This window comes from Dichelobacter nodosus (assembly GCF_001263335.1).
Classification (GTDB): Bacteria; Pseudomonadota; Gammaproteobacteria; order Cardiobacteriales; family Cardiobacteriaceae; genus Dichelobacter; species Dichelobacter nodosus.
The window spans coordinates 54,141-66,878 of the sequence record NZ_LGVW01000028.1; the positions used below are offsets into that span (position 1 = coordinate 54,141).

Consider the following 12,738-nt stretch of genomic DNA (forward strand, 5'->3'; position numbering starts at 1 on the left):
CTCACACTCCTTAAATATTATTCGCTCGTTACACGTAACACTTCTTCGATACTGGTCAGCCCTTGCTTGACTTTATTCAACGCTGCTTGGCGCAAATCAAGATAGCCTTCTTTTAAACATTGCTCTGCAATTTCGGCAGCGGAAGCATTTTTCAAAATCAATTCCGCAATCGCCTCCGAAATGGGAACCACTTGGTAAATCCCCGCCCGACCGCGATAACCTTGATAACTGCAGCGTTCACACCCTTTAGGAGCATAAATTTTCAAATCGTCCAAATCTTCTTCATGGAAACCTAAAGCAAGCAATTCTTCAGTGTGGTGTTTACGATCCCTAATTTTGCAGTTATTGCACAAACGCCTTGCCAACCGCTGCGCCATAATCAAGTTTACGGAAGCGGCAATGTTGTAAGGTTCAATTCCGATATTAACTAAACGCGCAATGGTTTGCGGCACGTCGTTGGTGTGCAAAGTTGATAACACCAAGTGCCCTGTTTGTGCTGCTTTAACCGCGATTTCAGCAGTAGTGATATCCCGAATTTCCCCAACCATGATGATGTCAGGGTCTTGCCGTAAGAACGCTTTCAAGGCGGCAGAGAAGTCCAAACCGGTTTTCGGGTTTACGTTAACCTGATTAATTCCTGGTAAGTTAATTTCCACAGGGTCTTCAGCGGTAGAAATATTAACCGTTGGTTTATTGAGGATATTTAATCCGGTGTATAAAGAAACGGTTTTACCGGATCCCGTCGGTCCCGTTACCAAAACCAAACCCTGCGGTTTAGAAATGGCATCTAAATATTGTTGTTTTTGATCAGGCTCAAAACCAAGAATTTCAATATTCAATTTGGCAGCGGAACTGTCCAAAATCCGCAGAACAATTTTCTCACCCCACAAAGTTGGTAACGAGTTCACCCGGAAGTCGATGGCTTTTGTATCGGATACGTAAAGCTTAATCCGTCCGTCCTGCGGTACCCGTTTTTCGGCAATATCCAAATCCGCCATAACTTTTAAACGCGCGGTAATACGCGTTGCGATGCTTGGTGGCGGCGCTGCTACTTCTTGCAATACACCGTCACGGCGAAAACGTACGCGATAAGTGGTTTCATAAGGTTCAAAGTGCAAGTCGGAAGCACCAGTTCGAATAGCATCTAACAGCATTCCCGTTACAAAACGCACCACCGGCGCTTCTTCTTCGTTTGCGTCCAGCCCACCTAACGCATTACTGATTGCATCTAAATCTTTTTCTTCCGTTTCATCATCAAACAAATCGTCCATGCCGCCGAGCCCTGCATAGTGCTCTTCAATCAAGGCTTCGATGGCGTCAAGATTAGCGATAATCGGCTCAACGGAAGTAAATTTACCTTGATATTTAAACTCTTCCAGCATGCTGCGGTTATTGGGATCGATGGTAGCGATAAATAAACGTCCGCCGTTGGCATAAACCGGCATTGCGGTATGTTTGCGCACCACCGCTTCTTTAAACTGCGCTGTTAATTCCCGACGAATATTTAATTCACGCAAAGCAACGATCGGCAAGTTATAAACTTCCCGATTAATTTTTGACAATTTACTGGCATCAAGCAAACCATCGCTTAATAACTGTTGCAAAAAATTGCCCCGTTTTTTCTGCACGCTGATTTGTACTTCCTTCAGCTGCTCAGGCGTTGCCACCTTATTTTTTACCATATAGGCAATCAGTTCATCATACTCACTCATACGTTTTCCCTATTGAACACCTGTACATCCATCAGAAAATTTTTCAGCAAATCATGTCCTGCTTCGCTTAAAAAAGATTCAGGATGAAATTGAACGCCTTCAATCGGCAATGTTTTATGCCGTATCCCCATAATGACATTTTCTCGGTCATCTTCTATCCATGCTGTAATTTCAAAAGCTTTGGGTAAACTGTCCTTATCAACCACTAAAGAATGATATCGAGCAACGGTCAACGGATTAGGCAAATGTCGAAAAACCCCGCCATGATGATGACAAACTGGAGAGACTTTTCCATGACACACCTGATGCGCACCAACAACTTTTCCGCCAAAAACCTCCGCAATACATTGATGCCCCAAACACACACCAAAAATCGGAATAACGCCAGCAAAATGCGCAATCACGGCATTAGAAATACCGGCTTCCTTAGGCGAACACGGTCCTGGAGAAATCACAATTGCGGTTGGCGCCAAATTTTCAATATCCACCGGCGTTATCGCATCATTTTTTTCAACCAAAATTTGCTCACCCAGCTCCATAAAATATTGCGCCAGATTATAAGTAAAGGAGTCATAATTATCTATTATTAACAACACCGTTTTACCCACGATAGTGCGGAAAAAGGACACCGAATCATAACATAACCTTTCCCATATTGAGATGAGCGATACCAACCATTTTAACTGCGAAATGGCGTTTATTCTAAAACGCACCCCCTACCAAGACAACAAATACCTTCTTGATTTATTTTGCCAAAATCTAGGCTTAATCCGCGCCGTCGGAAGCGTTTCTCGTTACAAAAATTATCGTGACACACAATCATTTGCCCCCTTTCAAGAAATCGTGATAAACGGCAAAATTAAAAACGAACTCGCCACCATTTGGAACAGCGAATTGCGACATCATTACGCGCCCAAAGGTAAAAATATTCTTGCCGCTCATTATCTAAATGAACTAATGCTTTATTTTTCACACAGCATTTCCCGTCCGCAAACACTTTATGAACACTACAAAACCCAGCTGATTCATTTACGCGCTGAAAATTTGCGGCAACTAGAATGGTATTTCATTGAAGAATTAGGACTTTTCCCCGAAATAAAACAAACGGGCGCGTTTTATCAACTTTGCATCAGTAATCCCCCGTATTTCACCGCAGCAAATTGCGGATATTCCGCTGAACTCATTGATTCTTTAGCACAAAATCAACCAATATTTTCGCACCCTCAACTACAACATTTGCTACAAAGCATCTTGCATCAACATATGCCCCGAAAAATGCACAGCGCCAACATTGCCCGATCATTAAAGAAACTGCTGAGTCAAAATCCGACGACAATCAAAAATACATAAAAATCATGAATTCAAAACGATAAATTGCGCACTTTTTGCCAAAATCAGCGAATTATTCATTAATAATGGCACCGCACATCACAAAATAATTGACTTCACGTCCGCAAATCACCGTCCGCACAACATGAATAACATCAATAAATTGGCTAAAATCTTGCTATTAGTGCAAATATTGTGTACCATCTGCGCCCTTAATTTTCCCGTGTTCGGAGAGATATTGATATGTTTAAAACTTATACCGCTGCGCCGGCGAGCGTAGAGCGAGAATGGTATGTCATTGATGCTGATGGCAAAACTTTAGGACGTTTGGCAACAGAAGTAGCCCGCCGTTTGCGTGGTAAACACAAACCAGAATTTACGCCCAATATTGATACCGGCGATTACGTCATCGTGATTAATGCCGATAAAATTGGCGTTACCGGTCGTAAAGAACAAGATAAAATTTACTATCACCACACTGGTTATGTCGGCAGCATGAAAAGCGCCAACTTCAGCCAAATGCAGCAACGCAATCCCGGCAGAGTATTAGAAATTGCTGTCAAAGGAATGCTGCCTAAAGGTCCTTTGGGACGTGCCCAATTGAAAAAACTCAAAATCTACGCCGGCAGCGAACATGAACACAGTGCGCAACAGCCGACAGCTTTGGAAATCTAAGGAAGCAATATGACAGAACAATACTATGCAACCGGTCGCCGCAAAACATCATCGGCGCGCGTTTTTTTGCGTCGAGGCAGCGGCAATATTATCGTTAATCAAAAACCATTAGACGAATATTTTGGTCGCGAAACATCACGCATGATCGTCCGTCAACCGCTCGAACTCACTGATATGAAGGATCATTTTGATTTTTATATTACAGTTGTTGGCGGCGGCTCCAGCGGTCAAGCAGGCGCTATTCGCCACGGAATCGCTCGTGCATTACAAATTTATAACAGCGAATTGCGCGATCCTTTGCGCCGCGCTGGATTCTTAACCCGCGATGCGCGTGAAGTAGAACGGAAAAAAGTCGGTTTGCACAAAGCCCGTCGCGCCGCACAATTTTCAAAACGTTAATTTTTCTGCGATCCGAACACAAACCGACCTTTATGGTCGGTTTTTTGTGTTAGTAATATTCAATGTAATCAAGCTCTTGGGTGATGTTTCATAAATAAGCTTTTCAACCGCTGATCGGCAATATGCGTATAAATTTGAGTGGTAGAAAGATCGCTGTGTCCCAGTAACATTTGAATACTGCGCAAATCGGCGCCGTGCGCGAGTAAATGGCTCGCAAAAGCATGACGCAACGTGTGCGGTGAAATTTTATTACTATCGAGCCCAACCGCGCACACATAAACTTTTAAACGATACCAAAAAGCTTGCCGACTCAAAGCCGCGCCGCGCTGCGAAACAAAAACATAATCGCTCATTTTTTGCCCCAACAATTGCGGTCGCGCTTCTTGAATATAGCGTTGCAACCATTCGTGTGCAATTTCGCCAAACGGCACTAAACGCTCTTTATCGCCTTTTCCTAAAATCTGCACATACCCTACATCTAAAGCAATTTGATGCAGCGTCAATCCCACCAATTCGCTCACCCGCAAACCGCAAGCATATAACAATTCCAACATCGCCCGATCGCGCAATCCTAAAATGGTTTGCACATCTGGCGCGGAAAGCAATGCTTCAACATCGCTTTCACTCATCGTTTGCGGTAAATGCCGCCGAATTTTTGTGCGTCCTAAAAAATGCATTGGATTTTCTGTCCGCTCTTTTTGCTCGATTTGATAAGAAAAAAAACGGTTTAACGAACTGCGCATTCGCGCCATGCTGGTATGACTGTATCCGCGATCATGAAACTGCGCCAACACCTGCATCATTTGCTCAATCGTTGCCGATTTTAACGGCACATCTGCCAATATTTTTTGCACTTGTTGCAAATCGCCGCGGTAAGCCGATAAAGTCGCATCAGACAAACCAACTTGCGTCCATAAATAATCAATAAACAATTCAATATCTTGTGTTAATTTCGTATCCATTTTTTCTTACTTTTTTATGTCGTGGCGTAAAACTCGTTACAATGCAACGGTTTTTCTCACTGTTCAACCACATTCATGAACCGATTTTTTCACCGCCTATTTCCCCTATTTATCACCACCGTATTATGCGGCGCCGGTTGGTTATCGTTATACAGTCAAGCGGGTTATATTTGGCGCGAGCAACCGTCGCTCCCTTTAACCGCCGCTCAAAAAAACAGCTTGCGCCACATTCAATACCCTTTAGAAATAGAAGCTTTTGTCAGCGGCAATTTGCGCCTGCGTCGTGAAATTCGACAATTAATCACGCGGTTACAAAAAAACATGCCCACTTTATCCCTGCATTTTGTCGATCCCAACATGGCGCCGCACAAAGTCAATCAATACAACATCACGCGCTCTGGACAATTATTGCTCCACACCAAAAACCACATTCGCCGCATTGAATATCCTTCAGAAGCGCTCATCGTTGAAGCGATTTTGGAAGAGGAAAACAGCAATGAACGCGTCATTGTGCACATTGTAGGACATAATGAACGCGATTTTCTCGCTGATACGGGCGGCTCGTGGCAAAGTTTATACCGCGCTTTACAATCGCCGTCATTATCGCTGGCAAGCGTTAATTTAGAAAAACACGGCATTCCGCACAACGCTGATCTCGTCGTACTCGCCGATCCTGATCCCGAAAAGCTAGAACAAGATTGGGATAAAATCGCCCAACATCTCGAACGCGGCGGTAATTTACTGTTTACGACCGACACGCATCGCCTTCATTTGCCGCCGTCACTGGCGCGCTGGACGGGGTTACAGCTCGATTCTGGCGTTATCATCGATTTAACCAACAAAACGGCTGGATTTTCCGATCCGCGTTTACTACAACCGCACATCACGAAAACGCCGCTCAGCCACGATCTCAAAACGGCGCCCATTTTACTCGGCACCGCCGCCTTTCGCGCAGATAAAACGCCGCAAAATTGGAAACGCGAACCCGTATTACAAACATCGCCCCAAAGTTGGGTAGAACGCGGCGCCATCAGCGGCACCATTTCTGCTGATGCTGATGAAACGCGAGGCGTTTTAACGCCGGCGTGGTTATTGAGTCGCCCGTTTCACAATCGGCAACAATGGATTCTCGTCATCGGCGACAGCGATTTTTTAAGCGGAAATGCTTTAGGTTTAGGCGGTAACCGCGATTTTGCGCGCAACGTATTTAGTCTTCTTTCCGGCGCCACCGGTCAAAACGCATTAAGCATTGCTACGCGTCGCGATCAATGGTTATCCATCAGCGAATCATCATTATTAAACCTTGGATTATTATTGCTTTTTGTGTTTCCGTCGCTCGCATTTGCCGCCGCTTATTGGCAACGCCGAACGTTCCAGCGCCATTATCAACCGGAAATTCAAAAATGAAACAACTTTGGCAAACGTGGTTTTTGCTCGCGGTGGTTTGTTTATTGCTCGCATTTGTACGGCATCAACAAAATCAACCGCTCCGCCTGCCGTTGCCGCAAAAAATCCAGCGCGTGCAAATCATTCGCCTACAAAATACGTTGACTTTGACGCAAAAAAATAATCAATGGCAAATCAACGGTCAAAACGCCATTCATTTTCAACCGTGGCTCGAACAACTGCGTTTTGCCTGTTTTGCCGAAATTCCCCAATCAGAATTACCGCCGGAAGCGTTTGCCAATCCGATCACGCTGATTTTGGATAACGATCGCTGGCAATTTGCCGCGCATAATCGTTATGCCAAAGCGCATTATCTGCATCACGGAAAAAATAGTTATCTGTGTGATGAACGCATGAAGCCGCGCCTGAATCTTCCGGCGCTTTATTGGAGCAATCCCGATGCCTGAACTGCCTGAAGTAGAAACCTGCAAAAAAGGTTTGCGCCCGCTTTTATGTCAAAAAACCATTACCGCGGTTGACGTTCGCGCCGCACGATTACGAGAACCTTTAGACGCCATCGCTTTATCGCAATTAATTCATTGCCAAATTACCGAAATTACGCGCCGCGCTAAATATTTGATTATCAATATAAATCGTGAAGATATTGCCGTTTTAGTTCATTTAGGTATGAGCGGCAGTTTGCGCGTTTTACCGCAAACCGAACCCATCAAAAAACACGATCACATCATCATCACTTTAAACGACGGCTACAGTTTGCGTTATCACGATCCGCGCCGATTCGGTTTATTTACCGTATTTCATGCGCAAAAACCGCATCGATTATTGCAACATCTCGGCATAGAACCGCTTGACGATTCCTGCACCGGTGACGTATTGCATCAGCATTGCCAAAAGCGAAAAATAAAGATTAAATCATTGATTATGAATCAAAATATCATCGTTGGGATCGGCAATATTTATGCTACGGAAGCATTATTTTTAAGCGGAATCCGTCCCGATCGTCCCGCGCAAACGCTTAGCGCCGCGGAATGCGCTTCATTAATGGCACAAATTAAAACTTTATTGACCGCTGCCATCGCGCGCGGCGGCACCACGTTACGCGATTTTTCCGCGCCCGACGGTCACGCCGGTTATTTTCAACAACAATTACACGTTTACGGAAAAAGCGGTCAACATTGCCCCAAATGCGGCAACATTTTAGAAGATCTCAAAATCAGCAACCGCGGAACGGTTTATTGTCCCCATTGTCAACGCTAACGTCTGTTACCGGCAAAAGTTCTGCGAGCAAAGCCGTGGCATAACTGCCGCGCGGCAAAGTAAAAGTCAGTTTTAATGTGGCATCATCGAGCCACTGCGCCGTTAATTCTTGCGGAAAAACGCATAACGCGCGCCAATCTTCTTGCGCGAATTGCTGTAAATACGCCACCACTTCCGTCCACGCGCCTAATACTTGCTGACGAATAGCGCCTGCTTTTCCAGTCGCCGCGCTTTTTGCCGCGCCCGCTAACCAACCCGCCGGCGCAATATCGCCTGCAGCGCACCGCGCGCGCAACGTTTCATCAATTTCTTCAACGGCAAAATGACTGTGCGAACCGCTTAACAGCGCCCGATCGCCGGAAATTAATTGCTGCCAACATTCTGCACTGCGGCGCGCATCGAGTTCGAGATTAAATAAATGCGCCCGCAAAGTAGACAACGTCATACTGCGTTCTGCGGCTTTTGCCGGCAAACGATTTTGCGCTACCCACGTTAACGCGCGTTCTAAATTATCCCGTCCAAAACGTTGCTCCATAAAATAATTGGGCATGCCGTGCTGACGGATACGTTGCAACTGCTCGGCAATGATTTCCGGCGGCACCGTCACCGAACGCACGATAATATGAAAATAATTGGCGTTGTGCGTTCCGATGCGCAATTTTCTTTGATGATGCACGCGTTTCATGATTTGCCAGTATTCCGCGCCATATTCGCTGCGATCTGGTAGCCGTTCGCCGTATTTCGCCGGTAAACAAAGCCATTGGCGCGTCACCGCATGACGATCTTTTAAACCGCTGTGGCTGATTTCGCTTCTGCGCGCTCCGGTTAATTTTGCCCATTGTTGTTCGACGAAAGCAGTATTCATACCGCGCTTTTCCACCCAACACCATAAATGTTCGCCCTGCCCCGTGAGTTCAAAAGGCATGCGTTCTTCAACTTGAAAATCTTCGGGAATCGTTTTAATTGCGTTAGCCATGATTTTTTTATTGCACGCGGTGCGCGTATTTACGTTTACGCAAAAATTTAACCGGTGTTACCAAATGACGGTTAAACATCGCTGCTTCTTCTTCTAAAAATTGCCGAAAAGACAAAATCGATTTTTGTTTCGGCGAACCCAATAAACGCACACAATCGCAATATAACGCTTGCTGCGCACATTCGTGACTGCGTTTAAATAAATAATTCATTTCGTTTTTATTCAATTTATGAATGGGATAACGCATCGGGCGCGCTTGTGGCATATCCATCCAAGCATCGGCAACGGATTGCGTAATATGTGGCAATTGCGAAGGATTCATCACCATACGATCGTGGCTACGCAAAATGCCAAAATCCCGCGCTGCGTGTACGCTATTAATGCCGCCGCTGCCAAATAAACACAATAAAACGGTATGAATTTGTAATAAACGTAATTCGGTGGATAAAGTCGGCAAACGATGCAGCCATTCAAACCACATGCCTCCTAACGGTGGCAAATCGTAATCCAACGCTTTCAAACGCCAAGATAAATCCACATCACAAATAATGCGATCCGCCTGCATCATAATCGCGCAACCGTGATCAATTAACGCGCCGCTAATCGATAATACGACCGGTTGCGGCAACATACGCAGCGCCACTAAAGTATCGCGTAATAATGCTTGCTCGGAGAGAAAATCAGCTTGATCGTCAACAATTTTGCCCCACTGCCGCATGCCGCCGAATTGTTTACCGTGGTGATAAATCATCAAAGCATAACGGTTACAGCGGGCATCGTTAATCGTTGTATAAAGTTCCGATAAAACCGGCGGCAAAAATCCAAAAACTGGCTCCAGCGGTTGCCAAACCAATAAACGCTCTTGATAACACAAAGTGCGGCTATATTGCCCTTGATAAAACGGTTGACATTGCTCCGTAAAATCATCTTCTTGCTCGGAAAGCGTTTCTTTGCGCACGCGCCGGCGCCATAAATGAGATAACGGATAATGAACTTTTTCCTGATCGCGGTCGTATTTTGTGCTGCTGTAGACTTGTGCCGGTGAAAAATCTTGTAATAATTGGTATTGCGGCAACATCCAGCCAAAAGCATGTTGCAGAATCATATCAATTTGCTCGCCGCTGATGCGTTCTTGTTCAGCAATATGCATTAAAAACTGCCACCAATCGCGCAAATAATTGGCGATAAATTGCGCTTCTGTGGTATTTAATTGACGCAACGCCGTCCAATTGCGGGTTTCTAAAATGATAAATAATTCTTCGTTAATCGTACCGCGCAGAATTTTATGCGGTTGAAACAACGTTTCTTCCGGCATTTCTAATAAATGACCGAAACGCTCGTGATCGGAAGCGGAAATGCGTTGATATAGCGCCATAAAAGCATCGCGCCCCATTACGTGCAATTGATTACAAAACCCCTGCTGTTTACCCGTTAAATAAGCGGTAATGCGTTCTAAAGTGGTAGCGTCCAAACGCAATTGGCGCGCATGAAAAAAAGCGCTACAAATGGCAAACGTTAACATGCGTTTGGCAACAAAATTCGCGTTATCGGCAACGACGATGGGAATGGATCCCAAAATATTTTGCAAAAAATGCGTGATTTCTGCGAGTAACCGTTGTTCCGTGCGCGGCGTGGGAATGAGTTCAATTAAACGATGCAGGCGCGGTTGAAAGAAAAAATGCGCGCCAATAAAGCGCGGACGCAATCCCGCCGGCAAAGCTTGCGCCACTTCTTCAACGCAATCCCCCATGCTTAACGATAAAATCGCCGCATTCTTAGCAAAAGCCGGCGCCAACCGCGAAAACCACGCTTGTTTTTCTCGAATATCGCCGTTGTAACATTCGATGATTAAATCGTGGTCGCGCAATTCGTGTTGATGATCGCGAACGTTGCGCGCTTCAATTAAAGTTACCGCTTCTTGTCCCGAAAAAGGTTGCGGGAAAAGTTGCAATAAATGATCAATTGCCAGCTCAATATCTTTTTCGGGATTTTCACCTTCCTGCGGTCGATCGTAGATTTTGACGCGCAACCCAATATTGGCAAACAATGCCGCAATCAATGCGCCTTGTTCGGTTGCGCCCAAAATTGCCGGTTGCGTATAGAATTTATCGGAAAGCTGATAACTCATTCAAGAAATCCTTTAAATTCAAGCAACCGACCCAACGCTGAACCGCAAAAATTGCGTTTAGTGTTTTTCTTCTGCACAAAATTGGGCAACAATTTCTTCAAGAGAAATATGGAAGGTTTCTTGCTCGTTACGGCGTTTAAATTCAACGCTGCCCGTTGCCAACGTTTTATCCGAAATCACAATCCGCGCTGGAATGCCGATTAAATCAATATCTGCAAACATTACGCCCGCGCGGCGATTGCGGTCATCTAAAACCACGTCCACGCCAGCTTGCAAAAATTTTTGATATAACGCTTCGGCAGCATCGCGCACGGCTTCGGATTTATCAGCATTAATCGGCAAAATCGCAACGCTAAACGGCGCCAATTCTTTTGACCAAATAATGCCGTTTTCATCATGATTTTGTTCAATCGCAGCAGCAATAACGCGCGTTACGCCAATGCCGTAGCAGCCCATCAGCGGCGTGCATAAAGTTCCATCTTCGAGCGGCACGGTAAGATTCATCGCTTTGGAATATTTTTCGCCTAATTGGAACACGTGCCCCACTTCAATGCCACGACGAATTAATAAAGTGCCCTGACCGTCAGGAGAAGGATCGCCTTCAACAACGTTACGAATATCGGCAGTGCGCGTGATTTCAGCATCGCGCTCCCAGTTGACGTTGAAATAGTGATAACCGTCTTCATTCGCACCGACCACAAAATCAGCACAAATCGCGGCGCTGTGATCCACAATAACGGGCACGGATAAGGCTTTTAAACCGACTGGTCCTAAAGAACCAAAACCAGCGCCCATTAATCCGCGCACTTTGCTTTCTTCAGCAAGCGAGAAAGGTTTTGCCACTTCCGGCAATTGTTCGGCTTTAATCGTATTTAATTCGTGATCGCCGCGCAAAACCAGCGCCACGATGCCGCCGTCAGCGCCTTCAACCAGTAAAGTTTTTAAAGTTTTTTCAATCGGCAATTGATAGCGTTCAACTAATTGCGCAATTGTTTTGCAATCTGGCGTTGCGCGTTTCTCCATCTCCAAACTGGGCGCCGGACGCGGTTTGGTCGGCGGCAATGCTTCTGCTTTTTCAATGTTGGCGGCGTAATCACTGGCATTGGAAAAGGCGATGCTGTCTTCTCCGGTTTCAGCGAGCACGTGAAATTCATGGGAACCGGTACCACCGATGGCGCCGTTATCAGCAATCACCGGTCGATAATTTAATCCCAAACGATCAAAAATCCGACAATAGGCGTCGTACATTTTTTGATAAGAATTCTTCATGCCGGCAACGTCTAAATCGAAAGAGTAGCCGTCTTTCATCACGAATTCTCGCCCGCGCATGACGCCAAATCGCGGACGGATTTCATCGCGAAATTTGGTTTGAATTTGATAGAGATTAACGGGCAATTGTTTATAACTGCTCAAATCCCGACGCACTAAATCGGTAACGACTTCTTCATGCGTCGGTCCGATGCAATAATCGCGCTGATGCCGATCAATAAAACGCTGTAATTCAGGACCATAAGCATGCCAACGTCCGGATTCTTGCCATAATTCCGCCGGTTGCGCTGCCGGCATCACTACTTCTAAAGCGCCCGCGCGATCCATTTCTTCACGAATAATGGCGCTTACTTTATTTAATACCCGTAATCCCAACGGCAGCCATGAATAAATGCCGACCGCAGTTTGACGAATCATGCCGGCGCGCAGCATTAATTGATGACTGATCACTTCCGCTTCTGCTGGACTTTCTTTTTTTGTTACTAACCAAAATTGCGATAATCTCATTTTTGTCCTTAAAAATAGGTTATAAGCCAATGCAATAAAGACCGTACATCACGCACAGTCTCTATTTGTTTTATGATTTAAATTTCTACGGCGAAACGCACAGCAAAATCGAGGAAG

The 12,738-nt window shown here is 45.4% G+C and carries 12 protein-coding genes; 6 read left to right on the forward strand and 6 right to left on the reverse strand.

Annotation, left to right across the window (positions count from 1 at the left end):
• Window positions 1-17: 17 nt before the first annotated feature.
• Both pilB and AKG33_RS04750 read right to left on the reverse strand, forming a co-directional pair.
• On the reverse strand, window positions 18-1,712 hold the full coding sequence (gene pilB, locus AKG33_RS04745) for a type IV-A pilus assembly ATPase PilB (RefSeq protein WP_012031430.1): 1,695 nt from the start codon (window positions 1,710-1,712) through the stop codon (window positions 18-20).
• Window positions 1,709-2,308 (reverse strand): anthranilate synthase component II, encoded by a 600-nt coding sequence (locus AKG33_RS04750; RefSeq protein ID WP_187145767.1) that lies wholly within the window; start codon window positions 2,306-2,308, stop codon window positions 1,709-1,711. The genes pilB and AKG33_RS04750 overlap by 4 nt, the downstream gene beginning before the upstream one ends.
• A gap of 64 nt (window positions 2,309-2,372) precedes the next feature.
• On the opposite strand from AKG33_RS04750, the gene AKG33_RS04755 reads away from it, so the two are divergent.
• The 3 genes from AKG33_RS04755 to rpsI all read left to right on the forward strand — a co-directional run bounded on the left by AKG33_RS04755 (window position 2,373) and on the right by rpsI (window position 4,115).
• On the forward strand, window positions 2,373-3,062 hold the full coding sequence (locus AKG33_RS04755) for a recombination protein O N-terminal domain-containing protein (protein ID WP_012031432.1): 690 nt from the start codon (window positions 2,373-2,375) through the stop codon (window positions 3,060-3,062).
• A gap of 222 nt (window positions 3,063-3,284) precedes the next feature.
• On the forward strand, window positions 3,285-3,716 hold the full coding sequence (gene rplM, locus AKG33_RS04760; RefSeq protein ID WP_012031433.1) for a 50S ribosomal protein L13: 432 nt from the start codon (window positions 3,285-3,287) through the stop codon (window positions 3,714-3,716).
• A 9-nt stretch (window positions 3,717-3,725) separates the two neighbouring features.
• Window positions 3,726-4,115, forward strand: coding sequence for a 30S ribosomal protein S9 (rpsI, locus tag AKG33_RS04765; protein WP_012031434.1), 390 nt, complete (start codon window positions 3,726-3,728; stop codon window positions 4,113-4,115).
• A 68-nt stretch (window positions 4,116-4,183) separates the two neighbouring features.
• On the opposite strand, the gene xerD is transcribed toward rpsI, so the two are convergent.
• Entirely contained in the window at window positions 4,184-5,077 is an 894-nt protein-coding gene (xerD, locus tag AKG33_RS04770) for a site-specific tyrosine recombinase XerD (RefSeq protein ID WP_012031435.1), read from the reverse strand.
• A gap of 75 nt (window positions 5,078-5,152) precedes the next feature.
• On the opposite strand from xerD, the gene AKG33_RS04775 reads away from it, so the two are divergent.
• The 3 genes from AKG33_RS04775 to mutM are packed head-to-tail and all read left to right on the forward strand — an operon-like array spanning window position 5,153 to window position 7,741.
• Complete coding sequence (locus AKG33_RS04775; RefSeq protein ID WP_012031436.1) at window positions 5,153-6,484, forward strand: Gldg family protein; 1,332 nt, start codon at window positions 5,153-5,155, stop codon at window positions 6,482-6,484.
• Window positions 6,481-6,930, forward strand: a complete 450-nt coding sequence (locus tag AKG33_RS04780) for a hypothetical protein (protein WP_012031437.1) — start codon at window positions 6,481-6,483, stop codon at window positions 6,928-6,930. The genes AKG33_RS04775 and AKG33_RS04780 overlap by 4 nt, the downstream gene beginning before the upstream one ends.
• Window positions 6,923-7,741, forward strand: coding sequence for a bifunctional DNA-formamidopyrimidine glycosylase/DNA-(apurinic or apyrimidinic site) lyase (gene mutM / locus AKG33_RS04785; protein ID WP_050708000.1), 819 nt, complete (start codon window positions 6,923-6,925; stop codon window positions 7,739-7,741). Before AKG33_RS04780 ends, mutM begins: the two co-directional genes overlap by 8 nt.
• Here the strand turns inward: mutM and truD are convergent.
• Genes truD through AKG33_RS04800 form a run of 3 tightly spaced genes read right to left on the reverse strand, consistent with a single transcriptional unit; the run spans window position 7,698 to window position 12,621 of the window.
• Window positions 7,698-8,717, reverse strand: a complete 1,020-nt coding sequence (gene truD / locus AKG33_RS04790) for a tRNA pseudouridine(13) synthase TruD (RefSeq protein WP_050708001.1) — start codon at window positions 8,715-8,717, stop codon at window positions 7,698-7,700. The two genes, mutM and truD, sit on opposite strands and share 44 nt — an antisense overlap.
• A 7-nt stretch (window positions 8,718-8,724) precedes the next feature.
• On the reverse strand, window positions 8,725-10,845 hold the full coding sequence (locus tag AKG33_RS04795; RefSeq protein WP_012031440.1) for a 3-hydroxyacyl-CoA dehydrogenase family protein: 2,121 nt from the start codon (window positions 10,843-10,845) through the stop codon (window positions 8,725-8,727).
• A 57-nt stretch (window positions 10,846-10,902) separates the two neighbouring features.
• Window positions 10,903-12,621, reverse strand: a complete 1,719-nt coding sequence (locus AKG33_RS04800) for a proline--tRNA ligase (protein ID WP_012031441.1) — start codon at window positions 12,619-12,621, stop codon at window positions 10,903-10,905.
• Window positions 12,622-12,738 lie beyond the last annotated feature (117 nt).

Coding starts and splice junctions, on each gene's coding strand:
- pilB (WP_012031430.1), bottom strand. CDS start 1,712: ATGAGTGAGTATGATGAACTGATTGCCTATATGGTAAAAAATAAGGTG.
- AKG33_RS04755 (WP_012031432.1), top strand. CDS start 2,373: ATGAGCGATACCAACCATTTTAACTGCGAAATGGCGTTTATTCTAAAA.
- rplM (WP_012031433.1), top strand. CDS start 3,285: ATGTTTAAAACTTATACCGCTGCGCCGGCGAGCGTAGAGCGAGAATGG.
- rpsI (WP_012031434.1), top strand. CDS start 3,726: ATGACAGAACAATACTATGCAACCGGTCGCCGCAAAACATCATCGGCG.
- xerD (WP_012031435.1), bottom strand. CDS start 5,077: ATGGATACGAAATTAACACAAGATATTGAATTGTTTATTGATTATTTA.
- AKG33_RS04775 (WP_012031436.1), top strand. CDS start 5,153: ATGAACCGATTTTTTCACCGCCTATTTCCCCTATTTATCACCACCGTA.
- AKG33_RS04780 (WP_012031437.1), top strand. CDS start 6,481: ATGAAACAACTTTGGCAAACGTGGTTTTTGCTCGCGGTGGTTTGTTTA.
- mutM (WP_050708000.1), top strand. CDS start 6,923: ATGCCTGAACTGCCTGAAGTAGAAACCTGCAAAAAAGGTTTGCGCCCG.
- truD (WP_050708001.1), bottom strand. CDS start 8,717: ATGGCTAACGCAATTAAAACGATTCCCGAAGATTTTCAAGTTGAAGAA.
- AKG33_RS04795 (WP_012031440.1), bottom strand. CDS start 10,845: ATGAGTTATCAGCTTTCCGATAAATTCTATACGCAACCGGCAATTTTG.
- AKG33_RS04800 (WP_012031441.1), bottom strand. CDS start 12,621: ATGAGATTATCGCAATTTTGGTTAGTAACAAAAAAAGAAAGTCCAGCA.